Origin of the sequence: Caballeronia sp. LZ043 (assembly GCF_031451075.1) — a bacterium.
In the GTDB taxonomy this organism is placed as follows: Bacteria; Pseudomonadota; Gammaproteobacteria; order Burkholderiales; family Burkholderiaceae; genus Caballeronia.
This window is the reverse complement of sequence record NZ_JARUXT010000001.1, coordinates 40403-65834: the sequence shown is the minus strand read 5'-3', so window position 1 is coordinate 65834 and position 25432 is coordinate 40403. Positions and strand designations below refer to the sequence as shown.

At 66.0% G+C, this 25432-nt stretch carries 22 protein-coding genes; 13 read left to right on the top strand and 9 right to left on the bottom strand.

The annotated features are described in order from the left end of the window. The first annotated feature begins 133 nt into the window (after positions 1–133). From QCE64_RS00300 to QCE64_RS00280, 5 genes are all read left to right on the top strand, one after another. Positions 134–1189, top strand: a complete 1056-nt coding sequence (locus tag QCE64_RS00300) for a LacI family DNA-binding transcriptional regulator (protein ID WP_309928823.1) — start codon at positions 134–136, stop codon at positions 1187–1189. Then, complete coding sequence (locus tag QCE64_RS00295) at positions 1186–2439, top strand: AGE family epimerase/isomerase (protein ID WP_310002404.1); 1254 nt, start codon at positions 1186–1188, stop codon at positions 2437–2439. Before QCE64_RS00300 ends, QCE64_RS00295 begins: the two co-directional genes overlap by 4 nt. A gap of 5 nt (positions 2440–2444) precedes the next feature. Next, positions 2445–3356, top strand: coding sequence for a carbohydrate kinase (locus QCE64_RS00290; protein WP_309913169.1), 912 nt, complete (start codon positions 2445–2447; stop codon positions 3354–3356). 77 nt (positions 3357–3433) lie between these two features. Continuing rightward, positions 3434–3655 (top strand): hypothetical protein, encoded by a 222-nt coding sequence (locus QCE64_RS00285; protein WP_309913166.1) that lies wholly within the window; start codon positions 3434–3436, stop codon positions 3653–3655. Positions 3656–3715: 60 nt separating this feature from the next. After that, positions 3716–3961 (top strand): hypothetical protein, encoded by a 246-nt coding sequence (locus QCE64_RS00280; RefSeq protein WP_309806962.1) that lies wholly within the window; start codon positions 3716–3718, stop codon positions 3959–3961. Positions 3962–3967: 6 nt separating this feature from the next. Here QCE64_RS00280 and QCE64_RS00275 read toward each other — a convergent pair whose 3' ends face one another. Beyond that, positions 3968–4612 carry a glutathione S-transferase gene (locus QCE64_RS00275; protein WP_310002403.1) on the bottom strand — a complete coding sequence of 215 codons (645 nt, stop codon included), beginning with the start codon at positions 4610–4612 and terminating at the stop codon, positions 3968–3970. A 247-nt stretch (positions 4613–4859) separates the two neighbouring features. On the opposite strand from QCE64_RS00275, the gene QCE64_RS00270 reads away from it, so the two are divergent. Then, entirely contained in the window at positions 4860–8438 is a 3579-nt protein-coding gene (locus QCE64_RS00270; RefSeq protein WP_310002402.1) for an indolepyruvate ferredoxin oxidoreductase family protein, read from the top strand. Positions 8439–8447: 9 nt separating this feature from the next. Here the strand turns inward: QCE64_RS00270 and QCE64_RS00265 are convergent, their stop codons facing one another. Next, complete coding sequence (locus QCE64_RS00265; RefSeq protein WP_309913158.1) at positions 8448–9767, bottom strand: EAL domain-containing protein; 1320 nt, start codon at positions 9765–9767, stop codon at positions 8448–8450. A gap of 386 nt (positions 9768–10153) precedes the next feature. On the opposite strand from QCE64_RS00265, the gene QCE64_RS00260 reads away from it, so the two are divergent. Further along, on the top strand, positions 10154–11821 hold the full coding sequence (locus tag QCE64_RS00260) for a Na+/H+ antiporter (protein ID WP_310002401.1): 1668 nt from the start codon (positions 10154–10156) through the stop codon (positions 11819–11821). Positions 11822–11866: 45 nt separating this feature from the next. Here QCE64_RS00260 and QCE64_RS00255 read toward each other — a convergent pair whose 3' ends face one another. From QCE64_RS00255 to QCE64_RS00235, 5 genes are all read right to left on the bottom strand, one after another. After that, a complete protein-coding gene (locus QCE64_RS00255; RefSeq protein WP_309913152.1) occupies positions 11867–13168 on the bottom strand; it encodes a solute carrier family 23 protein in 1302 nt (433 codons plus the stop codon). 149 nt (positions 13169–13317) lie between these two features. Beyond that, positions 13318–14874 carry a methyl-accepting chemotaxis protein gene (locus QCE64_RS00250; RefSeq protein WP_309913150.1) on the bottom strand — a complete coding sequence of 519 codons (1557 nt, stop codon included), beginning with the start codon at positions 14872–14874 and terminating at the stop codon, positions 13318–13320. Positions 14875–15334: 460 nt separating this feature from the next. Further along, the gene (locus QCE64_RS00245) at positions 15335–15877 is read right to left on the bottom strand and encodes a response regulator transcription factor (RefSeq protein WP_309806955.1); all 543 of its coding nucleotides are present in this window, start codon (positions 15875–15877) and stop codon (positions 15335–15337) included. A gap of 42 nt (positions 15878–15919) precedes the next feature. Beyond that, positions 15920–17209, bottom strand: a complete 1290-nt coding sequence (locus QCE64_RS00240; RefSeq protein WP_310002399.1) for an ATP-binding protein — start codon at positions 17207–17209, stop codon at positions 15920–15922. Between the two features lie 136 nt (positions 17210–17345). After that, the gene (locus QCE64_RS00235) at positions 17346–17573 is read right to left on the bottom strand and encodes a cysteine-rich CWC family protein (RefSeq protein ID WP_309913145.1); all 228 of its coding nucleotides are present in this window, start codon (positions 17571–17573) and stop codon (positions 17346–17348) included. Positions 17574–17727: 154 nt separating this feature from the next. On the opposite strand from QCE64_RS00235, the gene argB reads away from it, so the two are divergent. From argB to QCE64_RS00205, 6 genes are all read left to right on the top strand, one after another. Continuing rightward, a complete protein-coding gene (gene argB, locus QCE64_RS00230) occupies positions 17728–18627 on the top strand; it encodes an acetylglutamate kinase (protein ID WP_309806951.1) in 900 nt (299 codons plus the stop codon). A 67-nt stretch (positions 18628–18694) separates the two neighbouring features. After that, positions 18695–19444 (top strand): pyrimidine 5'-nucleotidase, encoded by a 750-nt coding sequence (locus QCE64_RS00225; RefSeq protein WP_309913142.1) that lies wholly within the window; start codon positions 18695–18697, stop codon positions 19442–19444. A gap of 232 nt (positions 19445–19676) precedes the next feature. Then, complete coding sequence (locus tag QCE64_RS00220; RefSeq protein ID WP_309913140.1) at positions 19677–20822, top strand: homoserine O-acetyltransferase; 1146 nt, start codon at positions 19677–19679, stop codon at positions 20820–20822. Beyond that, entirely contained in the window at positions 20819–21427 is a 609-nt protein-coding gene (gene metW / locus QCE64_RS00215) for a methionine biosynthesis protein MetW (protein ID WP_309806948.1), read from the top strand. The genes QCE64_RS00220 and metW overlap by 4 nt, the downstream gene beginning before the upstream one ends. Before the next feature lie 44 nt (positions 21428–21471). Continuing rightward, positions 21472–22758: an AmpG family muropeptide MFS transporter gene (locus tag QCE64_RS00210; RefSeq protein WP_309913136.1), complete on the top strand. Its 1287-nt coding sequence runs from the start codon at positions 21472–21474 to the stop codon at positions 22756–22758. A gap of 89 nt (positions 22759–22847) precedes the next feature. Next, the gene (locus tag QCE64_RS00205; protein WP_309913135.1) at positions 22848–23669 is read left to right on the top strand and encodes a M48 family metallopeptidase; all 822 of its coding nucleotides are present in this window, start codon (positions 22848–22850) and stop codon (positions 23667–23669) included. Between the two features lie 12 nt (positions 23670–23681). On the opposite strand, the gene QCE64_RS00200 is transcribed toward QCE64_RS00205, so the two are convergent. Further along, on the bottom strand, positions 23682–24467 hold the full coding sequence (locus QCE64_RS00200) for an exodeoxyribonuclease III (protein WP_309913133.1): 786 nt from the start codon (positions 24465–24467) through the stop codon (positions 23682–23684). Between the two features lie 55 nt (positions 24468–24522). Next, a complete protein-coding gene (locus tag QCE64_RS00195; protein ID WP_309913131.1) occupies positions 24523–25362 on the bottom strand; it encodes a PPK2 family polyphosphate kinase in 840 nt (279 codons plus the stop codon). Positions 25363–25432 lie beyond the last annotated feature (70 nt).

The window sequence follows — 25432 nt, the reverse complement described above, 5'->3', positions numbered from 1 at the left end:
TTTTCTCCTAGCTTGATGCGGGTTTTCTGCCGCGATTTTTACTATACAATCGCCGAGATCAGAATAAACCCGGCAGTCGCGATAAACAGCAAATATCAAACGCGCCGGCCATAGCGGAGACAGGAACACTACGATGGCCACCACCATTCGCGATGTCGCACGCGCCGCCAGCGTCTCGATCGGCACCGTTTCGCGCGCGCTCAAAAATCAACCCGGGCTGTCCGAGGCCACGCGCATACGCGTCGTCGAAGTGGCGCAGCAACTGGGCTATGACTCCGCGCAATTGCGCACTCGCATTCGCCGCGTGACCTTCCTGCTGCACCGGCAACACAACAACTTCGCCGTCAGCCCATTCTTCTCGCACGTGCTGAACGGCTTCGAGGAAGCCTGCCGCGAACGCCGGCTGGTGCCATCCGTGCTCACCGCCGGCCCCACCCAGGATCTCGCGCAACAAATGCGGCTCCATGCGCCCGACGCCATTGCCGTCGCGGGTTTCGTCGAGCCGGAATTGCTCGCGCACCTGCATGCGCTTGCGCGCCCGACCGTGCTCATCGACCTGCGCGCGCCGGGTTTCCGCTCCGTCAACATCGACAACGCCCGAGGCGCCTCGCTCGCGATGCAGCATCTGTTCGCGTCGGGGCGGCGGCGCATCGCGTTCATTGGCGGCTCGCTCGCGCATCACAGCATCGCGCAGCGCGCGCTGGGCTATCGCAAGGCTTATTTCGACGCGGGCCTCCTGTTCGATCCGATGCTCGAAATCATGACCCAGCCGGGTCTGCCAGCCGATCTCGCCGCCGCCGACGCCATGGAACGCCTGATCGCCGATGCACGCGCGCAATCCGCGCCGCTGCCCGACGCCGTTTTCGCCTATAACGATGCAGCGGCCCTCGCCGCGATGCGGGTCTGTCTCGCTCATGGCTTGCGCGTGCCGGAAGACATCGCGTTCGTGGGTTTCGACGACATTCCCGCCGCCGCGCAGAGCACGCCGCCGCTCTCGACCGTCGCCATCGACAAGGAAGCGCTCGGGCGCCGCGGCGTCGAACTGCTGCTGGAGGACACGTCGGGGCCGCCGAATCAGGCCGATACGCTCGTCGCAGTCGACTTCATCCCGCGCGCGAGTTCCGGCGCGGGCCCTCAGGGGAAACCGGCATCAAGACAGCACGCGAACCAGGACATCAGCACGCCATGAACATGACTGCCTCACCCGCCCTCGCGGAAGCAGCGCCGGCAGAACGCGCGATCGACTTTCGCAGCCACGACTTCCTGCTCGCGCACGTGCGCGACACGCTCGCGTTCTACGCGCCCCACGCCCGCGACCCGTCCGGCGGCTTCTTCCACTTCTTCAAGGACGACGGCAGCGTCTACAACCCCACGACGCGCCACCTCGTCAGCAGCACGCGTTTCGTCTTCAACCACGCGATGGCGTACCGGCATTTCGGCGACGCGCGCCATCAGGACGACGCGCGGCACGCGTTCGGCTTCCTGCGCGCGGCGCACTGGGACGCGGCGCTGGAGGGCTACGACTGGGAAATCGAGTGGCGCGACGGCCAGAAACGCACCCTCGACGGCACGCGCCACTGCTACGGCATGGCCTTCGTGCTGCTCGCGTGCGCGCATGCGGCGATGGCGGGCATCGACGAAGCCCGGCCGATGATCGACGAAACCTTCGCGCTGATGGAGCGCCGCTTCTGGGACGCCGACGCCGGCCTGTACGCCGACGAAGCCACGCCCGACTGGCGTCTTTCCGACTATCGCGGGCAGAACGCCAACATGCACGCCACCGAGGCGCTGCTGGCCGCCTACGAGGCAACCGGCCATGTGGTCTACCTCGACCGCGCCGAGAAGATCGCGGGCAACATCACGCTGCGCCAGGCCCGGCTGTCGAACGGGCTCGTGTGGGAGCACTTCCGGCCCGACTGGTCGGTGGACTGGCACTACAACGAGTCGGACAGTTCGAACATCTTCCGCCCGTGGGGCTTCCAGCCCGGTCATCAGACCGAATGGGCGAAGCTCCTGCTGATCCTGGAGCGGCATCGCCCGCTGCCGTGGCTCGCGCCGCGCGCAGTGGAACTGTTCGACGCCGGTTTCAACCGCGCGTGGGACAGCCGGCACGGCGGCCTGTATTACGGCTTCGGTCCCGACGACACGATCTGCGACCACGACAAGTATTTCTGGGTCCAGGCGGAGAGCTTCGCGGCGGCGGCGCTGCTCGGCGCCCGCACGGGCCGGGAGCGTTTCTGGGACTGCTACGACGAACTCTGGCGCTACAGCTGGGCGCATTTCGTCGATCACGAATACGGCGCGTGGTATCGCATCCTGACCTGCGACAACCGCAAGTACGGCGACGAAAAAAGTCCCGCGGGCAAGACCGACTATCACACCATGGGCGCGTGCTACGAAGTGCTGAACGCGCTCGCCCCGTCACAACATTCACGGTGAAATCGATGGCAAGCGAGCACAGCACCTTCCCGCAATTCGTCTCCGCCGGCGACATCCTCACCGACATGATCCGCACGGACGTGTCGAGCTGGCTCTCGCGTCCGGGCGGCGCGGGCTGGAACGTGGCCCGCGCGGTCGCGCGCCTCGGCCTGCCGACCGCATGCGCCGGCTCGCTCGGCACCGACAACTTTTCTGACGACCTGTGGGAAGCCAGCGTCGCGTCCGGCCTCGACATGCGCTTCATGCAGCGCGTCGAGCGCCCGCCGCTGCTGGCCATCGTCCACAAGACGCAGCCGCCTACCTATTACTTCATGGGCGAGAACGGCGCCGATCTCGCCTTCGATCCGTCGCGCCTGCCGCAAGGCTGGATGGAGCGGGTGAAGTGGGCGCACTTCGGCTGCATCAGTCTCGTGCGCCAGCCGCTCGGCGCCACGCTGGCGGCGCTCGCCCGGCAGTTGCGCGAGCACGGCGTGAAAATCAGCTTCGATCCGAACTACCGCAACCTGATGGAGCACGGCTACGAGCCGATCCTGCGCAACATGGCCGGGCTCGCCGACCTCATCAAGGTCTCGGACGAAGACCTGCACATGCTGTTCAAGGACAAATCCGAGCCGGACGCGCTTGCCGCGATTCGCGCGATGAATCCGCAGGCCACCCTGCTCGTCACGCGCGGCTCCGCGCAGGCCACGCTCTACGCCGGCGACGAGCAATTCAGCGCGCGTCCGCCGAGCGTGGAAGTGGCGGATACGGTCGGGGCCGGCGATGCTTCCATCGGCGGATTGCTCTACAGCCTGATGGCGCGCCACGGCGACTGGCCGGAGCATCTGAGGTTCGCGCTCGCGGCGGGTGCGGCGGCCTGTCGTCATTCGGGTGCGCATTCGCCGACGCTCGACGAAGTCGAAGCGCTGCTGAAATAAAGCGGCAGGACGGCGTCATACGCGTCGCATATCCGCGTGCTAGCATGGATTCGTCCTTGCCCGGAGGCGTATCCACCATGGAAGACACCACCTACACGAAAGGCATCTACACCGCGCAGATCGGCGTGCGCGCCATCGACGACGGTCAGTTCCAGGGCCTCGTTTCGCTCACGCGCGACGACGGCGAGGACACCGAGGCGAAGGTCTTCGAAGTGGACGCCGCCTCGGGCAACGAAGAAGAAGCACTCGACGAAGCGCGCGCGCTCGCGCACCGGATTCTCGGGGAAATCGAACTATAGCGGCCAGGCGGCGCTTGGCTGATTGCCTCGCGGCCGCTGCTGACTGCAATGGAGGACACCATGCCGGAGCAGATCTTCCTTTACGGCGTCTATGCGATCCACGTGAGACCGGTCGAGCTGCAAGGCTCGCGCTGGGACGCGGAGTACGAAATCCGCCATCACGACAAGGCGGTGCAGGCGTGGCAGACGGTCGGCGGCGACGAAGGGCTGGTTGATCGCGCCGAAGCCGTCGAGCTTGCGCATCAGCGCGGCGTGGCGGATATCGAAGCCGGCGCGGGCATTCCGAAACCGCGCGCCTTTCCCTGATTCCGCTCAGCGTGACGCGTGCGCCACGCCCGCCTGAGCAGCAGGCGCAAGCCGCGCGGCCTCGCGACGGTCGATCGCCAATGCACGCTCATGACCTTCGCGCGCCAGCGAGCGCTCGACGTACTCGAACAGCACGCCCTCCGGCGGAATCAGCTTCGCGACCAGCGCAATCTGCAGCGTGCTCGCCGCGAGTACATCGGCGGCGGTGAACTGCTCGCCGAGCAGCCACGGCCCCTCCTCCAGCGCGCTTTCGATCGCATGCTCGACCCGCGCCAGATCACCCCAGCCGAAACTCACCGTGTTGCCCGGCGCGCCGGTCATGCGCTCGGCCATCGCGGGCTCCAGGCAGGAGCCGGTGAAAAACATCCATTGCAGGAAACGACCGCGCGCCGGATCATCGACGGGCACGCCCAGCCCGCTCTCCGGATAGCGATCCGCCAGATACAGCAGCACCGCGCCCGATTCCGCCACGCGCACGCCGCCGTCCTCGAGCGCCGGCAGTTTCGACATCGGATTGACGCGGCTGAAGTCAGCGCCGTTCTGCGCACCCGCGCGAATGTTCACGTACTCGAGTTCGTACGGCACACGCATTTCCTCGAGCATCCACAGCGCGCGAAAGGCGCGCGTCTTCGGCCAGTAGTAGAGCTTCATCGGTCTCGTCTTCTTCGCGGGTTTCAGTGTCGTTCAGGTTAGTCCCAAAACTCCATCCGACGTGGTCTGAACGATCCGGGTTAACGCGCACGCGAGCCAGATCGAGAAGATTTCTCTCGCATCAGCGGCAATTGATCCATCTGCTTCTCGATTTCGCCCGAATCGCGGACAGTGCGCAAAAACATTCCGCTTTCGGCGGCAAAGAATGACGCATTGCCCCACATACCAAAACGAGACCGGAGATTCCATGAACGCTCGCGTCCCCGCCGATGCCTGCCTTGCTCCCGCGCTGTCGGACTATCAACTCGGCGACAACCTGAGCGCCACGCACGGCCGCATCTTCCTCACCGGCACGCAAGCCCTCGTGCGCCTCGTGCTGATGCAGCGCGAACAGGACCGCGCGGCGGACCTGAACACCGCCGGCTTCATCAGCGGTTATCGCGGCTCGCCGCTCGGCATGGTGGACCAGCAGTTGTGGAAGGCCAAGAAATTGCTCGCGTCGCACGACGTGCGCTTTCTGCCCGCCATCAACGAGGAACTCGGCGGCACCGCGGTGCTCGGCACGCAGCGCGTGGAGTCCGACCCGGAACGCACCGTCGATGGCGTGTTCGCGATGTGGTACGGCAAGGGACCGGGCGTCGATCGCGCCGGCGACGCCCTCAAGCACGGCAACGCCTACGGCTCGTCGCCGCATGGCGGCGTGCTGGTCGTGGCGGGCGACGACCACGGCTGCGTGTCGTCGTCGATGCCGCATCAGAGCGACCAGACGATGATCTCGTGGCACATGCCGGTGGTGAATCCGTCGAACGTCGCGGACATGCTGGAGTTCGGCCTGTACGGCTGGGCGCTGTCGCGCTTCTCGGGCGCGTGGGTCGGCTTCAAGGCGATCTCGGAGACCGTCGAATCCGGCTCGACCGTCGATCTCGACGCCGTCCGCCGCGACTGGACCGCGCCCGGCGACTTCACGCCGCCCGCCGGCGGCCTGCACAACCGCTGGCCGGACCTGCCGAGCCTGACGATCGAAGCGCGCCTCGCCGCCAAGCTCGACGCGGTGCGCCACTTCGCGCGCGCGAACAGCATCGACAAGTGGATCGCGCCGAGTCCGCGCGCCAACGTGGGCATCGTCACCTGCGGCAAGGCCCATCTCGACCTGATGGAAGCCTTGCGCCGCCTGGACCTGACCGTCGCCGATCTCGACGCCGCCGGCGTGCGCATCTACAAGGTCGGGCTGTCGTATCCGCTGGAGACGACGCGCCTTGAACAGTTCGTCGACGGCCTGAGCGAAGTGCTCGTGATCGAGGAAAAAGGACCGGTCGTCGAGCAGCAGATCAAGGAGCATCTGTACAACCGCACCGACGGCGCCCGCCCGGTGGTGATCGGCAAGCATGCGCGGGACGGCGCCGCGCTGCTGAGCGCGCTCGGTGAACTGCGGCCGTCGCGTGTGCTGCCCGTGTTCGCGCAATGGCTTGCGCATCACAAGCCCGCGCTGGATCGCCGCGACAAGGTGGTCGATCTGGTCGCGCCGCAGATTCTCTCGAACGTCGCCGACGCCGTGAAGCGCACGCCCTACTTCTGCTCGGGCTGCCCGCACAACACGTCGACGAAGGTGCCGGAAGGATCGATTGCGCATGCGGGCATCGGCTGCCACTTCATGGCGTCGTGGATGGAGCGCGACACGACCGGCCTGATCCAGATGGGCGGCGAAGGCGTCGACTGGGCGTCGCACTCGATGTTCACCAAAACGCCGCACGTGTTCCAGAACCTCGGCGACGGCACCTACTTCCATTCGGGCATTCTCGCGATCCGTCAGGCGGTGGCGGCGAAGGCCAACATCACCTACAAGATCCTCTACAACGACGCCGTCGCGATGACCGGCGGCCAGCCGGTCGACGGCAGCATCTCCGTGCCGCAGATCGCCCGTCAGGTGGAAGCGGAAGGCATTGCGCTGCTGGTAGTTGTCAGCGACGAACCGGAGAAGTACCAGGGCCACGAGGACCAGTTTCCGCGCGGCACGACGTTTCATCACCGCGGCCAGCTCGACGAGGTCCAGCGCCGCCTGCGCGACACGCCGGGCGTGACCGTGCTGATCTATGACCAGACCTGCGCGGCGGAGAAGCGCCGCCGCCGCAAGAAAGGCGAGTTTCCCGATCCGGACAAGCGCCTGTTCATCAACGAAGCCGTCTGCGAAGGCTGCGGCGATTGCGGCGTGCAGTCGAATTGTTTGTCGGTGGAACCGGTCGAGACGGAGCTGGGACGCAAGCGCCGCATCGACCAGTCGTCGTGCAACAAGGATTATTCGTGCGTGAACGGCTTCTGTCCGAGCTTCGTCACGCTCGAAGGCGCGAAGCTGAAAAAGGCCGAAGGCCACGCGTTCGATCCGGCGGAACTCGCGCGCCGCGTCGATGCGTTGACGCCGCCCGCAACCCGGCTCGACGACGCGCCCTACGACATCCTCGTGACGGGCGTCGGCGGCACGGGCGTCGTGACGGTCGGCGCGCTGATCAGCATGGCGGCGCATCTGGAAGGCAAGAGCGCGTCGGTGCTTGACTTCATGGGCTTTGCGCAGAAGGGCGGCTCGGTGTTGTCGTTCGTGCGCTTCGCCGCCACCGATGCGCTGCTCAACCAGGTGCGCATCGACACCCAGCAGGCCGACCTGCTGCTCGCCTGCGATCTCGTGGTCGGCGCGAGCCCGGAGGCCTTGCAGACGGTCCGGCACGATCGCACGAAGATCGTCGTGAACACGCACGCGATTCCAAATGCCACCTTCGTGCAGAACCCCGAGGCCAGTCTTCACGCGGATGCCCTGCTCGACAAGCTGCGTCACGCGGCCGGTCCCGGCGCGCACGACGCCATGCGCAGTTGCGATGCACAGGCGCTGGCGCAGCGCTTCCTGGGCGACACCATCGGCGCGAACATCCTGATGCTGGGCTTCGCGTGGCAGCTCGGCCTCGTGCCGCTCTCGCTCGCGGCGCTGATGCGCGCTCTGGAACTCAACAATGTCGCGGTCGGCGCGAACAAGCTGGCGTTTGCCATCGGCCGCCTGGCCGCAGCGGACCCAACGGCGCTAGAAGCCTTGACGGCGCAGGTGAGCGCCCCGCACGTGACGATGGAACAGATGTCGCTGCCGGAACTCATCCGCGATCGCGAAGAACGCCTGCTCGCCTACGGCGGCGCGAAGTACGTCACGCGTTTCCGCAAGCTGGTGAACGCGGCGGCGGGCAACGAAGCGCTGGCACGCGCCATCGCGATCTCGTTCTACAAGCTGCTCGCGGTGAAGGACGAATACGAGGTGGCGCGCCTGCATGCGGATCCGTCGTTCCGCGCCGCGCTGGCCGCGCAGTTCGAAGGCACGGCAGGCGAGAACTACACCGTCAAGTTCAATCTCGCGCCGCCGGCGCTGTCGCACGCGGGGCATGGCGGCGTGCCCAAGAAGAAAGTGTTCGGCCAGTGGATGTGGCCGGTCTTCGGCGGCCTTGCGAAGCTGCGCATGCTGCGCGGCACGCCGCTCGATGTGTTCGGACGGACGCTCGAACGCCGCATGGAACGCCGCCTGGCCGACGACTTCGAAATCACCATGACGCGCGCGCTCGCCCGGCTCGACGCGGCGAACGCCCAGGACGTGCACGCCCTTGCATCACTGTACGAACGCGTGCGCGGCTATGGTCACGTGAAGCTGGCCAACGTCGCGATGGTCAAGCGCAGCGAGCGCGACGTGGCGGCGCGCATCGGCATCGAGGCGGCGACCGGCGACGCCGTGCGCGCCGCCCTCGATACGATGAAGGGCGCGGCGTCGCTCAAGGGCATTCCGGTCGTGGTGGCGAAATAAGGCGCGGGTTCAGTCGGCGAGATCGTCGGGAAGCCAGTCGATGTCGCCGCACAGCACGCAGCGCCGCCCTCCGGAACGTGTCTCCACCGACAGCGTGACGCACGGCATCGCCTCGTTGATCGACAGATACGGCTTCGTCACGTGGACCCGCTCCGGGTCGCCGAGCGCCGCCCGGAAGTACGGCCGGCGCAGCCAGTTGGCGCCCTGCGCGTCGATCAGCGGCAGGAAGCGCGCCTCGTGCGCCGCGCGATCCGCGCGCAGCACGACATTGCGGCCGCTCTGCTTGCCGTTCTGGTCGAGCAGGAAACACCGCGCGGCATTGTCGAGCGCCAGGAAGTTCCAGCAGACTTCGTCGAGCGGTTCGCCCGCCGCGAGCCGTTCGGCCGCGCGCTCGAAGGCGCGGATATACGGCTGCAGCCGCGTGGCGACGCGCCGTTCCCGCGCTTCCGTCTGCAAGCGATAGCGTTCCGTCAGCTCGCCGATGATCGTCTGTGCGTGGGCGCCGTCCGCGAGCCCCGGATGCGGCCGCGCAAAGAAAAAGCCCTGCACGAAGTCCGCGCCGCTGGCGAGCGCGAGCTGCGCTTCGTGCTCCGTCTCGACCCCTTCGATCAGCACGAGCTTGCCCGCCTCGTGCAGCAGCGACACGATGCCCGACAGCACCGCCTCCATGTTCTGCCGCTGCTTGATCGAACGCGGCGACAGCGGCGCGTGCACGTTATGGCCCGCGTGCGACAGCATCACGCGGTCGAGCTTGACGATATCCGGATCGAGTTGCCAGATGCGCTCGATATTGGTGTGCCCGGCGCCGAAGTCGTCGAGCGCGATCAAGAAGCCCTGCTCGCGGAACTGCTGCACGGCGAGCGCGAGCCGCTCGATGTCTTCCGCGCTTTGCTCCAGCACTTCGAGCACCACGCGACGCGGCTCGATGTGCAGGCGCTTGAGGTTCGCCATCAGCGCGGCGGCGTGGTACGGCTCGGTCAGCGCGCCCGGATGCACGTTGAGGAACAGCCATTCGGTCTGCGCGCCGAGCATCTTGAAGTTTTCGAGGTGCAGGGCCTGCGCGAGCCGGTCGATCTGCAGCGCCTCGCCGACGCGCGATGCCTGGCCGAACACGTCGAGCGGCGACACCGGCCGATCGAAGCCGTCGTGCGCGCGCAGCAAGCCTTCATACCCGACCGCGCGCATGTGCGAGAGGCTGAAGACCGGCTGGAACACGCTGGAGAGCGTCCAGTCGCCATGCTCGACCGAATAGCGGTCGAAACCCGACATCACGCCCAGTTCGAAACTGCGCGCGGAAATCGTCGACTTCTCGGGGTTTGCGATCACCATGTCGATACCCTCGCCTGCTGCGTTCGGCGAAGCGCGCTCGACCTGCGCGTGCCTTGCGTCGTTGCTGCCGCCGGACCCTTGCCGGATCCGTCCCGTAACGTCTTCATAAGAACAGCCCTCGATGATCTCGTCGGGAGTCTCGGTGTCCCGTGGCTTTCGCTAAAGCAAGCTCCATGCTCAAAGCGCGGCCCGTTTCGTCGTGCTTTTGCCGCCGGAATGCACCGTCCTCAGGCCATTCGTCGTGCAAACGCACCGCATCGGTGCAAAAGCCGAAGTGCCCCCGCCGCTGCCTGCGGCGCACGCACGGGCTAAACTTTCGGCTCGTCCCATCAATGCTAGACGCCGCGCGCGCCCGCCGGGCGCAGGCGTCGTGCTGTAGCGCACATATGGAAATCGTCTTTACCGTCCTCATCCTGCTGCTGGCCGTGGCGCTCTCGGGCCTCGGCCTGAGCCTGCTGCCGGTCAAGCTGCCGCTGCCGCTGATCCAGATTGCCATCGGCGCGTGTCTCGCCTGGCCGAAGTTCGGGCTGCACGTCACGTTCGATCCCGATCTGTTCATGCTGCTGTTCATCCCGCCGCTGCTGTTCGCCGACGGCTGGCGCATTCCGAAACGCGAGCTCTATCTGCAGCGCCGCGCGATCCTGATGCTCGCGCTCGGGCTGGTGTTCCTCACCGTCGGCGTGCTCGGCTATTTCCTGCACGCCATGATTCCGGCGATGCCGCTGCCCGTCGCCTTCGCGCTCGCCGCCGTGCTCTCGCCGACCGACGCCGTCGCGTTGACGGGCATTGCCGGACGCAAGCGCATTCCGGCGGGCCTCATGAACATCCTCGAAGGCGAGGCGCTGATGAACGACGCGTCCGGCCTCGTCGCGCTGAAATTCGCGATCGCCGCCGCGCTGACTGGCATGTTCTCGATGCGCGACGCCACCATCAGCTTCTTCCTCATCGCGGCGGGCGGGCTGTCGATCGGCGCGGTGATCAGCTGGGCCGTGACCGAGATTCCCGCGCGCCTGCTCAAGTTCTCCGAGGACGACGACCCCGCCGCGGGCGTCATCCTGACCATCCTGATTCCGTTCGCCGCCTATGTCGTCGCCGAGCGCGCGGGGTGCTCGGGCATCCTGGCGGCGGTGTCGGCGGGCATGGTGATGAACATCCAGAGCCTGCGCCCCAGCCTCCCGAGCGCGGTGCGGGTGCGCATGACCAGCACCTGGACGATGATCGAGTTCGTCTTCAACGGCATGGTCTTCATCCTGCTCGGCCTGCAGTTCCCGCACATCCTCGGGCGGGCGCTGATCGAGGCGCATCGCGACGGCAACGCGCAGGTCGGCCTGCTGCTCGGTTATGTGGTCGCCACGCTGGTCGCGCTGTATGCGCTGCGCTTCGTGTGGGTATATTCGCTGCGCTGGCTCGCGGCGCGCCGGACCGCGAAGCAGGGACTCGAAAGCGCCGAGCCGGGTTTTCGGACGCTCGCGCTGACGACCATCAGCGGCGTGCGCGGCGCGGTGACGCTCGCGGGCGTGCTCTCGCTGCCGGTGACGCTCGACAACGGCGCGCCGCTCGCCGGGCGCGATCTGGCGATCTTCATTGCGTCGGCGGTGATTCTGGTGTCGCTGCTGATCGCGGTGGTCGGGCTGCCGATCATGCTGAACGGCATCGAGCGCGAGCGTAATCCGCATGCGGCGGAGGAACGCATGGCGCGCCGCCGCGCGGCGCAGGCGGCGATTCGCGCCATCGACGAAAGTCATGACGAAATGATCGAGGAGATGGATGCCGCCGCTTCCGCGCGCTGCGCCGATTCCACCGCGCGCGTGATGGGCATGTACCGGCGCAGGCTGGAGTCGCTCGGCGAAGACGAAGCGCCGCGCGTGGCCGCGAAGAAGAGCGAATTGATGGAAACGCGGCTGAAGATGGCGGCGCTGCGCGCGGAGCGGGCCGAGCTGCTCCGGCTGCGCGCCGCGCAGGACATCAACGACGAGACCTTGAACAAGCTGCTGCGGGAAGTGGATCTGTCGGAGACGGCGATCGTGAACCGGAAGCGGGGGACGGCGGGGTAAGCGCCGCCAGTCCGCGCGTTCACGCAGACCGGCAGGCGACCTGCTTCAGACCACCCCCGCCCCGCGACGGCGCAGCAGCGCATAGAAAATGATCGCGCCGAACGTCGCGGTCCCGATCCCGCCGAGCGCGAAGCCGCCGAGCTTCAGCGTGAAATCGCCGGTGCCGAGCACGAGCGTGACCGCCGCGACGATCAGATTGCGGTTGTCGGAGAAGTCGACCTTGTTGACGACCCAGATGCGCGCGCCCGTCACCGCGATCAGCCCGAACACGACGATCGACACGCCGCCCAGCACCGGGCCCGGAATCGTCTGGATCAGCGCGCCGAACTTCGGCGAGAAACCGAGCACGATCGCGAACAGCGCGGCGATCACGAACACGAGCGTCGAATAGATCTTGGTGACCGCCATCACGCCGATGTTCTCGGCATACGTCGTCACGCCAGTGCCGCCTGCGAAGCCGGAAACGATCGTCGCGAGACCGTCACCGATGAACGCCCGGCCGATGTACTTGTCGAGGCTCTTGCCGGTCATCGCGCCGACCGCCTTGATGTGGCCGAGATTCTCCGCGACCAGGATGATCGCGACGGGCGCGAGCAGGGTCATCGCGGGGGCTTCGAACACGGGCGCGGTGAAGTGCGGCATGCCGAACCAGGCGGCATTCGCGACCACCGCGAAGTCGATGGGCTTGCCCATGCTCATGCCGTTGGTCAGCGCCGCATAGATGAGATACGCAATGGCGAGGCCGATCAGGATCAGCAGGCGCTGCGCCATGCCGCGCGCGAACACCGCGACCGCGCCGACGCACAGCACGGTGACCAGCGCCATCCACGACTCGAAGCTGCTGCCCATCACGCCCTTGACGGCGATCGGCGCCAGATTCAGCCCGATCACGCAGACGATGGAGCCCGTCACGACCGGCGGCATCAAGGCCTCGATCCACTTCGTGCCGACCGCCGCAACGATCACGCCGATGATCGCGTAAGCCACGCCGCACGCGATGATGCCGCCCAGCGCCACCGGAATGTTGAGGTTCGGCCCGTGTCCGCCGTAGCCCGTCACCGCGATCACGAGTCCGATGAACGCGAAGCTCGAACCGAGATAGCTCGGCACGCGCCCGCCGACGAGCACGAAGAACAGCAGCGTGCCGATGCCCGACATGAAGATGCACAGATTGGGATCGAAGCCCATCAGGAGCGGCGCGAGCACGGTCGAGCCGAACATCGCGACGACGTGCTGCACGCCCATCGCGATCATCTGCGGCCAGGGCAGACGCTCGTCGGGCGCCACCACGCGGCCCTCGCGGGCATCGGGCTGGACCGGCCAGCGGGGGAAGAAGGAATCGGACATGGGCGGGCCTCCTGTGCGGCGATGAAGCGCCGTCCGTGCGGCGCTCTGATGAAAAATCAGGCGCGAGTGTACGGAGCGGGCTGTCGGGTGGCAAGCGAGCCGATGATACGGCCGTTCGGGCGTCGCCTGCCCGCCACGCGCCCGCCCGCTCAGGCGTGCTGCAAGGTGAACACCGCTACCGCGTGCTTCAGTTGCTCGGCCTGATCGGCCATCGCGCCGGCGGCCGCGGCGGCCTCTTCGACCAGCGCCGCGTTCTGCTGCGTCACCTGATCCATCTGCGCGACGGCCAGGTTCACCTGCTCGATGCCCGAACTCTGCTCGTGCGATGCCGACGAAATCTGCGCCATGATGTCCGTCACGCGCTGCACGGCGTGGGTGACCTCAGCCATCGTCGTGCCGGCGCGTTCGGCGAGCGCCGCGCCGCTGTCGACACGCGCCGTGGACGCCTCGATCAGCTCCTTGATTTCCTTCGCCGAGGTCGCGCTGCGCTGCGCGAGCGCACGCACTTCGCCCGCGACCACCGCAAAGCCGCGCCCTTCTTCTCCGGCGCGCGCCGCTTCCACCGCCGCATTCAGCGCGAGGATGTTGGTCTGGAACGCGATGCCCTCGATCACGCCGATGATGTCCGTCATGCGCCTCGACCCGGCGGCCAGCTCGCGCATGGTGCCGGCCACGTCGCCGACGAGTTCGCTGCCGCGCGCCGAGATGTCGGATGCGCCGCGCGCGAGACCGCTGGCCTCATCTGCGTGATCGGCGTTCTGGCGTACCGTCTGCGTGAGCTGCTCCATGCTTGACGCCGTTTCCGCGAGCGACGCCGCCTGTTCCTCGGTGCGCTGCGACAGATCCGTGTTGCCCTGCGCGATCTCGCGCGACGCATGCAGGATCGAATCGCTCGAATGACGAATGCCGCCGACGATGTCCGCCAGTTTCACGCTCATGTTGCCGAGGCTCGCGAGCATGCTGCGCTCGTCGCCGGGACGCGTGGCGACACGCGTGGTCAGGTCGCCGCGCGCGATGCGGTCGGCGATGTCCGCCGCATAGCCCGGCTCGCCGCCGAGCTGCGCCGCCAGGCGCCGGCCGATCAGCACCGCGAGCAACGCGCCCGCGGCCATCGCGCCGAGCACCAGCGCCAGCATCACGGCGCGCATCGTCTCGTACTCCGACGCCGCATGCTGGCGCGCCTCGGTCGCGCGCTTGCGCTTGAAGTCGGCGAGCCGCTCCAGCGAAGCGCGCGCTTTCTCGCTCGACGCGATCGCGCGGCCAATGAGGCCCATCTGGTCGACGTCGATCGGCATGGGCTTTTTGCCCATCTGCATCAGCACAATGTCCTCCCACGCCGACACCGACTGATGCGCGGCATCGTAGAGCGCGGCGCCTTCGGCGGAGAGAATCGTCGGACGCACGCGTTCGAAGGCGCGGTGCATGTCGTCGAGCGACGTCGACATGCCTTCCTTCAGTTTGGTCTTGCCGGCGTCGTCGGCGAAAGTCAGGTTCGCGGCGGCGAGGTCCGTGTCGAGCTTGTGCTTGTTGATTTCCTCGACCCAATACACCCCGTCCAGATGACGTTCGCCGATCTCGCCGATCAGGCCGTTCATCTTCGCGAGCGACACCACGCCGGTGGCGCCCACGCACGCAGTGAACAGGATCACCACCGCGAACGACAGCAACAGCTTGTTGAGCACGGACAGGCGGTCAAACCATTTCATCGATGTCTCCTCTTGCACGCTCCACGGACGGCGTCCATGGACAGCGCAGCGCGAACGCCGGTCCGCGCACAGCGTGGTTACGGCTGGGCGTCGGACGTTCTTGAGTGCGTATGGAGGAGATAACGCGGGCGGGATATGCGCTGGAAGGCGCTTGTAAACAAGTGATCCAGAAGCAGGGATTTCAGGCCGCTGCGATCTGATTGCAGCGGCTGAGTCCAGACCTTCCCTTGATTGAGAGTTCTCTGATAGGGAGGGGGAAACGCGGCACGTATGCTGTTTGTGCGCGTGTGTCGATGTTCGCGCACGAAGTTGGCACATTCCGTTCGCGCATGGTGTCGTTGCAACTCTCCGATTCCCGCCCATGGCCTCCCCGGCTTGGGCGTTTTTTTTGAGCGATCGGTTTGCGTTTTGACTGTGGCGTGAGACCGCCACAGTCATGCCCCCAAAAGCCGCTTCCCGCTTACTGCCGTACCGGCTTCTTCGCCAGCTTGCGCTGCAGCGTGCGCCGATGCATGTTGAGCGCGCGCGCCGTCGCGGAGATATTGCCGTTGTTCTCGGCCAGCGCCCGCTGGATATGTTCCCATTCGAGCCGCGCCACGGACAGCAGCGTCGGGTTCTCGATGGCTTCCTCGGCCGTCTGCTCGCTGGCCTGCTCGTGGAGCGCCGCGAGAATCGTCTCGACGTTCGCCGGCTTCGCCAGATAGTTGTCCGCGCCGTCCTTCACGGCCTGCACCGCCGTCGCGATGCTCGCGTAACCGGTCAGCACGAGAATGCGCGCATCGGGTTGCAGATCGCGCAGCGGCGCCACCAGCCGCAGGCCGGAATCGTTGCCGAGATGCAGGTCCACCGTGATCTGCCCGAACTTGTGCTGGTTCGCGAGCTTCAGGGCTTCATCCGCGTCGTGCGCCTGATGCGCGGTGTATCCGCGCCGCGTGAGACCGCGGGCGAGGATGCCGGCAAAGACTTCGTCGTCGTCGATGATCAGAAAGTTGGTATCGCTCATGCTGTTTTCTCCGTGATTCACCCGTAGCGTCCCGATTCGAGTTCAGGCCGCCTTGCTTCGTTCAGTTCGTTCCGCCTGCGCCGCCGCGCCGCGATTCGGCAGACGCAGCACCGCGCGCGTGCCGTGCGGCTCGCCATCGTGCAGTTCGATCGATCCGCCCAGCCGCGCCGCCGCCGCGAACGCCAGATACAGACCGACGCCATGTCCGCCCTGCGTGCTGTCCACCGGTGCCGCGCCGAGCGCCACGCGCAACGCGGGCGGAATGCCGGGGCCGCGGTCGGCGACGTCGAAACGCACGCACGGCGCGGCATCGATGGTTTCGGCGCTCGCCTGCAAGGTCACTGATTCACTGCTGGCGCGCGCAGCGTTGTCGAGCAGGATGGTGAGGATCTGGCCGACGGCCACCGGGTCGTCGATCGACGCCTCCGCGGGCGCCGCGCCAATCTGCGCGAACTTCACCTGCGGATGCCGCAGCCGCCATTGCTCGATGAAGCTGGCGAGCCATTCGTCCAGCGCCTGGCGGCTGGACGGTCCGGTCGCGCGGCTGCGCAGGCGCGCGAGCGCCGACGTGCACAGCGCCATCTGCTGTTCGAGCAGTTCGAAATCCGCGGCGTAGGGCGCGAGGTTGCGGTCGTGGGCGGCGGAATCGCGCAGTTCCTCGGACAGCATCGCGATGGTCGACAGCGGCGTGCCCATTTCGTGCGCCACCGTGGCGGCCTGGACGCCGAGCGCCACGGCCCGTTCGTCGCGCAGGTGGCGCTGCTGGGCGTCGGCGAGGGCGGCGTCGCGCACGCGCAGCGCCCGCGACATGCGCGCGACGAACCAGCCGATCAGCCCGACGCTTACCATGAAGTTGACCCACAACCCCATGCGGAAATAATCGAACAGGTTGGCCGGGTTCTCGATATTGAGCGGCACGTAGTTGTAGCTGAGCAGCGCGTAGCAGGCGACGGCGAACAGCGCGAGGCAGGTCATCATGACCCACGGCAGGATCGCGGCGGCAATGGCCAGCGACGGCAGATAGAGCGTGACAAACGGATTGGTTGCGCCGCCCGAGAGGAACAGCAGGGCCGAGAGCGCGCCGAGATCGACGCACATCTGGCCGAACAGCTCCATGTTGGTCTCCGGCCGTGCCCGCGAGACCCGCAGCCAGGTGAGGCCGTTGAACAGCATTTCGAGCGCGATGACGAGCAGCATGGCCGGCAGCGGCAGTTTCGCGCCGTAGAAGATCTGCACGACGGCGATGCTCGTCAGCTGGCCGATGATCGCGAGCGAGCGAAGCCAGAAGAGATGACCGAGATTGACCCGTCCGGTGGTGGTTATGCGATGCATCTGATTGAGTATCCGTCGACGCGTGGCGGAACGCCGGGCACAGGCGTGCGCCCTGGCGACATTATCCCGCTTGCATCAGGCTTGCAGCGGCATCTGGCGCGATTTGTCGCACCCGGGCGGCACGGCATGCGCTCTGCTAACCGGGAAGGCCGGCACGCTCGAGCGCGGCTGCAAGACACGACGGACACAGGCACGTAGCGCCCGCCTGCAGCCGGTCGGGCGGCAATGCCGGAAGCGCCGCGCACCAGCAGGCCGGGTCGCCGGCCAAAACGCCGCAGCGAAACGCCGCGCCGCAAATCGCGCAGGTCTGTGCGCCGGCCGGCGTGACCGGCGGCGTCTGTGCGGCGGTCTTTTCGAAAGCCATGTTCATCATCTCGTCACGGTTCTGCCTGAACGATGATCGCATGCCCGGCAGCCCGCCGGAGACGCTGAGGCGGCACGCGGCAATTCGTCCTGCTGCGTCGCGTCAGTCCTGTACAATTCCGCGTGTTTAAACGCTCCTCGCCTCATTTGCCGCCATGTCCGAGCTTCCCGACCTCACGCAAATCGCCCCGACCCTGAAGGCCGAAATCCTGGCCGAGGCGCTGCCCTATATCCGTCAGTATCACGGCAAGACGGTCGTGATCAAATACGGCGGCAATGCCATGACCGAAGAGCGCCTCAAGCAGGGCTTCGCGCGCGACGTGATCCTGCTGAAGCTGGTCGGCATCAATCCGGTGATCGTGCACGGCGGCGGTCCGCAGATCGACCAGGCGCTGAAGAAGATCGGCAAGCAGGGCACCTTCATCCAGGGCATGCGCGTCACCGACGAAGAAACCATGGAAGTGGTCGAATGGGTGCTCGGCGGCGAAGTGCAGCAGGACATCGTCACGCTGATCAATCACTTCGGCGGTCACGCGGTGGGCCTGACCGGCAAGGACGGCGCCCTGATCCACGCGCGCAAGCTGATGATGCCGGATCGCGATAATCCGGGCCAGTTTATCGACATCGGCCAGGTGGGCGAAGTCGAGGCGATCAATCCGGCTGTCGTGAAGGCGCTCCAGGACGACGCGTTCATTCCGGTCATCTCGCCCATCGGCTTCGGCGAAGACGGCCTCTCGTACAACATCAACGCGGACCTCGTCGCGGGCAAGCTCGCCGTCGTGCTCAACGCCGAAAAGCTCGTCATGATGACGAACATCCCCGGCGTGATGGACAAGGAAGGCAACCTGCTTACGGACCTGTCCGCACGCGAGATCGACTCGCTGTTCGCGGACGGCACCATCTCCGGCGGCATGCTGCCGAAGATCTCCTCCGCGCTCGACGCCGCGAAGAGCGGCGTGCGCTCGGTGCACATCATCGACGGCCGCATCGAACATTCGGTGCTGCTCGAAATCCTGACCGAACAGCCGTTCGGCACGATGATCCGCTCGCATTGAGCCGCATCGCATCCCTCCCGACGCCCGCCCCGCGCGGGCGTTTTCTTTGGCGCCCGGCAACAACACCATGACTCCGCAACGTCCCGCTCGCCGTCGTCACGTGAAAACGCGCGGCCCTGTCTGGCTCTTCGACCTCGACAACACGCTCCATCACGCTTCGCACGCCATCTTCCCGGCGATCAACCGCGGCATGACGCAGTACATCATCGACCGGCTGGGCGTGGACATCGACGAAGCCAACCGGCTGCGCGTCGGCTACACGGTGCGCTACGGCGCGACGCTGCTGGGTCTCGTCAAGCATCATGGCGTCGATCCCGCCGACTTCCTGCGCGTGGTGCACACCTTTCCCGACCTGCCTTCGATGGTGCGCGCCGAGCGCGGCCTCACGCGCATGCTGCGCGCCTTGCCGGGCCGCAAGATCGTGCTCACCAACGCGCCGACGCTCTATGCGCGCGCGGTCATGGCGGAACTGGGCATCGGCCGGCTGTTCGAGCGCGTGATCGCCATCGAGGACATGCGCGAAGGCGAGCGCTGGCGCGCCAAGCCCGACGCGACGATGCTGCGCCGGGAAATGCGCCGCGCCCACGTGCATCTGCGCGACGCGATCCTGGTCGAGGACACGCGCGGCCATCTGAAGAGTTACCGGCGGCTCGGCATCCGCACGGTGTGGATCGTCGGGCACTTGCCGGTGGCGAAGACCTCGAGCGGCGGTTTGTCGACGCGCCTGCCGGGCATCGGACGGCCGCATTACGTGGACCGCACGGTGCGCTCGCTGCGCGCACTGACGCTCGGCATGCGCGGCAGCGCAATGCGCTGAGCCAGGCGCCGCCCCGGCGGCCTTATGACGTTTTCCGCTATACTTCCTCGCTAACGAGATTTTCTCGTATCACTCACACGCGCCGATTTGCTGACTCGATTGCGGGCGCGCGAACCTCACGGGGCATCATCGCGAGGTTCACTATAAATGCGGCTAAAGAGGTCGTCAGCCGCGCACGCTTTCCCTCGCGCATCGCCGACACCCGTTTAGCCGCTCGAACAAGGCGGAATGAATGGAATCGATCGGCATCGTCACGCCCCAGACCCTGCGCTTCACCGAGCCGCTTGCCATGCAGAACGGCTCGTCGCTCGCCGACTATGAACTGGTCGTCGAAACCTATGGCGAACTCAACGCCGCGCGCTCGAATGCCGTGCTCGTGTGCCATGCGCTCAACGCCTCGCATCACGTCGCGGGCGTGTATGCCGGCGAACCGAAGAACGTCGGCTGGTGGGACAACATGGTCGGGCCGGGCAAACCGCTCGACACGAACCGCTTCTTCGTCATCGGCGTGAACAATCTCGGCTCGTGCTTCGGCTCGACCGGCCCGATGAGCGTCGATCACGCCACCGGCAAACCCTACGGCGCGCGCTTTCCCGTCATCACGGTGGAAGACTGGGTGCATGCGCAGGCCCGCGTGGCCGATCGCTTCGGCATCGAGCGCTTCGCAGCGGTGATGGGCGGCAGTCTCGGCGGCATGCAGGCGATGGCGTGGAGCATGATGTATCCGGAGCGGCTCGGGCATTGCATCGTCGTGGCCTCGACGCCGAAGCTCTCCGCGCAGAACATCGCGTTCAACGAAACGGCGCGCTCCGCGATCCTCTCCGATCCCGACTTCCACGGCGGCGACTACTACGCGCACGATGTGAAGCCGCGCCGCGGCCTGCGCGTCGCGCGCATGATCGGCCACATCACCTATCTCTCCGACGACGACATGGCCGTGAAATTCGGCCGCGCGCTGCGGCGAGCCGAAGGCGCGCTCGATGCCTACAACTTCAACTTCGACGTCGAGTTCGAAGTGGAGTCGTATCTGCGCTATCAGGCGGACAAGTTCGCGGAATACTTCGACGCGAACACCTACCTGCTGATCACGCGCGCGCTGGATTATTTCGATCCCGCGAAGGCTTTCGACGGCGATCTCACGAAGGCGCTGGCCAACACGCAGGCCAAGTATCTCGTCACGAGCTTCACGACCGACTGGCGTTTCGCGCCGGCGCGCTCGCGCGAGATCGTCAAGGCGCTGCTCGACAACAAGCGCACGGTGAGCTACGCCGAAATCGATGCGCCGCACGGCCACGACGCCTTCCTGCTCGACGACGCGCGCTATCACAACCTGATGCGCGCCTATTACGAGCGCATTGCCACGGAGATCGGCGCATGAACCAGAACACACTCGATTCGCTCGCGCTGCGTTCGGATTTTCGCGCCATCGCGCGCTGGGTGGAGCCGCGCTCGACCGTGCTCGATCTCGGCTGCGGCGACGGCTCACTGCTCTCGCTGCTCGGCGAGGAGCTCGACGTGACGGGCTATGGCATCGAGATCAACGATGCCGGCGTGCTCGCGTGCGCGCAGAAGGGCGTGAACGTGATCCAGCAGAATCTCGAAGACGGCCTGCGGCTCTTCGAGGACGACAGCTTCGACTTCGCGGTCCTCTCGCAGACCTTGCAGACCATTCACCAGACGGCCGCGATCCTGCGCGAAACCGTACGCGTCGGGCGTCAATGCATCGTGTCGTTTCCGAATTTCGGCTACTGGCAGCACCGGCTCTCGGTATTGCAGGGACGCATGCCGGTGTCGCGCTCGCTGCCCTATCAATGGCACAACACGCCGAACGTGCGCGTGCTGACCATCGAGGACTTCGAGGCGCTGGCGCCGGAAGTGGGCATCGAGATCCTGGATCGCGTGGTGCTGCATGGCGGGCAGGTGGTCCGTTGGGGCGCGAACTGGCGTGGTAGTCTTGCGGTCTATCGCGTGAAGCGCCGGTAAAAGCCGCCGGTGCGCTCACGCATCGACCACTGCCCGTACACGACATGCCCGATACGCCACACGAGGCGCCCGCTCTAACCGCTCACGAAGAACATCCAGGCTGGCGCGCGTTTCTCAACACGCGCATCCTCATCTGCGTCTTTCTCGGCTTCACGTCCGGATTGCCGCTGTTCACGCTGTTCAGCCTGTTGCAGGCCTGGCTCACCACCGCTCACGTCAATGTGAAGGAGATCGGCCTGTTCGCGCTGATCGGACTGCCGTACACGTGGAAGTTCGTCTGGTCGCCGCTGATGGACCGCTTCGTCCCGCGCTTTCCGGGCTGGCGTCCGGGCCGGCGGCGCGGCTGGATGTTCGTCACGCAAGTGCTCGTCATGCTGGCGATCGGCTCGTTCGGGTTCTTCTCGCCGGAACAGAACATCTGGTCCGTGGCGGCAGTGGCCGCGCTGGTGGCGTTCTTCGGCGCCAGTCAGGATATCGTCATCGACGCCTACCGGCGCGAACTGCTCGCCGACACCGAGCAAGGTCTCGGCAATGCCGTCCATGTCAACGCCTACAAGGTCGCGGGGCTGGTGCCCGGCTCGCTGTCGCTGATCCTCGCGGGCTTCCTGCCGTGGAAGACGGTGTTCATCATCACCGCCGCCTTCATGCTGCCGGGGCTCATCATGACGCTCGTCGTCAAGGAGCCGCAGATTCACGGCACGCCGCCGAAGAGCCTGCGCGAAGCGATCGTCGAGCCGTTTCACGAATTCGTCACGCGCGACGGCTGGCGCGCCGCCCTGCTCGTGCTCGGCTTCATCTTCCTGTACAAGCTCGGCGACACCATGGCGACCGCGCTCGCCACCAAGTTCTTCCTCGACATCGGCTTCTCGCTCACGCAGATCGGCGTGATCGCCAAGGCGGTCGCGTTCTGGGCAAGCATCGCGGGCGGCCTGCTCGGCGGCATTGCGCTGGTGAAGATCGGCATCGCGCGCGGGTTGTGGATCTTCGGCGCATTGCAGATCATCGCGACGCTCGGCTTCGCGTGGCTCGCGAAGATCGGGCCTTCGCCGCTGGCGCTCGCCGTGCTGTACGGCTTCGAAACCTTCGCGACCGGCCTCACGCTCGCCACCTTCACCGCGTACATTGCGAGCACCACGGACCCGCGCTACACCGCGACGCAATTCGCGCTTTTCACAAGCCTCGCGGCCGTGCCGCGCACCTTTGCCGCAGCGGGCAGCGGCTATCTCGTGAGCGAGGCCGGCTGGTTTCCGTACTTCCTGATCTGCGTCGCGCTGTCGCTGCCGGGCATGTTACTGTTGCCCAAAATCGCGCCCTGGAGGACTCAACGATGACGGTGTCTTACTCGCGCCGAGCCTTGCTTTGCGTACTGGCATGGGCGACTTGCGCGCCCTTGTCCGCGCACGCTCAGGACGAGAAGAGCATGCCGGCGCCGTACACCGCGCCGAACAACCAGATTCGTTTCGGCAATACCGCACTGTTTCGCAATCTGATTCCGCCCGCGACGCTCGAAGCACAATCCGCGCAGGAATACGCGCAGGTCATCCACGACGCCCAGCGCGACAAGACGCTTCTGCCGGACACGAATCCGCTGGTCAAGCGCGTGCGCGACATCGCGAATCACGAGATTCCGTTCGCGCTCAAGTGGAACGACCGCGCGAAGAACTGGAAGTGGGAAATCAACGTCATCAAGTCGTCCGACGAGCGCATGGTGTGTCTGCCGGGCGGGAAGATCATCGTGTATAGCGGGCTGATCGACAGGCTTCATCTGAACGACAACGAGATCGGCATGATGATCGGCCACGACATCGCCCACGCGCTGCGCGAGCACGCGCGCGAGCGGCTCGGCAGGCAGCAGGCCGCGCAACTGGGCGCGGGCGCGATGCCGCAGTATCTGGGTTTGTCGAACTATGGGTCGCAACAGCCGGATATCGGCGACCAACTGATGTCGATGCGCTATTCCCCCGCCGACGAAACCGAGGCCGATGTCATCGGCAGCGAGATTGCATCGCGCGCGGGCTACGATCCGCGCGCAGCCGTCACGTTGTGGAACAAGATCGATACCGGCACGCGCCGCAGCGACGACGGTTTCATCTGGCTGCATCCCTACGGGCCGGACCGCAGGCAGGATCTGCTCAAGCGCATGCCGGACATGATGCCGCTGTATGCGAAGGCGGTCGGCAAGACCATCGACCAGTTGCCGAACTATGCGGGACTCGGCCGGTTCAAGAAGTCCGGCCGCTGAGCCCCGCCTGCATTACTTCTTCTTGCCCAGTTTCCAGTCGTAATCGACGGTCAGCGGCGCGTGATCGCTGAACTTGATGTCGCGGAAGACCGAGGTCTGCTTCGCCGTGGCGGCCACTTCCTGCGTTGCGATCTGATAGTCGATACGCCACCCGACGTTCTTCGCATACGCCTGGCCGCGATTGCTCCACCACGTGTACTGCTCGGGGCGCGTGTCGAGGGTGCGGAACACGTCGACATAGCCGACGTCGTCGAAGAGCTTCGTGAGCCACGCACGCTCCTCGGGCAGGCAGCCTGAATTCTTCTGGTTGCTCTTCCAGTTCTTGATGTCGATTTCCTTGTGAACGATGTTCACGTCGCCGCACACGATCACTTCGCGCTCTTGCGAAAGCTCGGTGAGATGCGGCATGAACTCGTCCATGAAGCGGTACTTCGCCTGCTGGCGCTCGTCGCCGCTGGAGCCGGACGGCACGTACACGGAGACCACCGAGAGCTTGCCGAAGCGCGCTTCCACATAGCGCCCTTCCGGATCGAATTCCGCCGAGCCGAAGCCAATGATCACGTCGTCCGGTTCATGGCGCGTGTACAGGCCCGCGCCGCTGTAGCCCTTCTTCACCGCATGCTGGAAGTAGCCTTGAAAGCCGTGCGGCGCGAGGAATTCGGGCGTCAGGTCGTCCTGCGAGCACTTGATTTCCTGCACGCACACGACGTCGGATTTCTGCTCGCCGAACCAGTCGAAAAAGCCTTTCTTCGCGGCCGAACGGATGCCGTTGAGATTGGCGGTGATCACGCGGAACATACGCTTCCTTTTTGTTGGGTTCGTTGCCTGGGTTGTTCTTCTCGATCTTCCCGACTCATTCCACCTTCACGCCCTTCAGCGATTCCTTTGCCGCCGGGAATTCCAGCTTCATGCCCTGCATCGTGCGCAGCAGCAGTTCCGCCACCATCAGGTTGCGATGCGTCTTCGAGTCGGCCGGAATGATGGTCCACGGCGCTTCTTCCGTCGAGGTCGCGCCGAGCGCGGCGGCGTAGGCGTCCTGATACGCGTCCCATTGCTTGCGCGCTTCGAGGTCGGAGACGTCGAACTTCCAGTGCTTGGTCGGATCGTCGATGCGCGCCTGCAAGCGTTCGCGCTGCTCGTCCTTCGAAATATGCAGGAAGCATTTGACGATCGTCGTGCCGCTGTCCGCGAGCAGCGCCTCGAAGTCGCGGATATGACGATAACGGCGCTCGCATTCGTCGGCGTCGATGGTCTTCAGCACGCGCGGCACGAGCACGTCTTCGTAGTGGCTGCGGTTGAAGACCGCGAATTCGCCGGCCATCGGCGCCTGCGCGTGCACGCGCCACAGGAAGTCATGCGCGGCTTCGCGTTCCGACGGCGCGCGAAACGGCACGATGCGCAAGCCGAGCGGATCGACGTCATGGAACACCGCGCGCACGGTGCCGTCCTTGCCGCTCGTGTCCATGCCTTGCAGCACGAGCAGCACGCGCTGACGACGCTGCGCATGGAGCTTTTCCTGCAGGTCGTCGAGCTGCGCGCCGATCGCCGCGAGCCGTTCGCGGTCCGCGTCCTTCGAGCCGAGCGAAAACGGCTTCGCGGCGGGATCGACGGCGCTCAGGTCGAAGGGCTTCAGCTTCTTGTCCGCGTCGAAGAAAGGGACGCGGAAATCGTCCAGTTCAGGTTTCTTTGCCATGTCTGTTCTTTGGCGTCGCCAATGAAAACGGGCTGCGGCCAGGCTTAACCGGCAGCAGCCCGTTCATGCG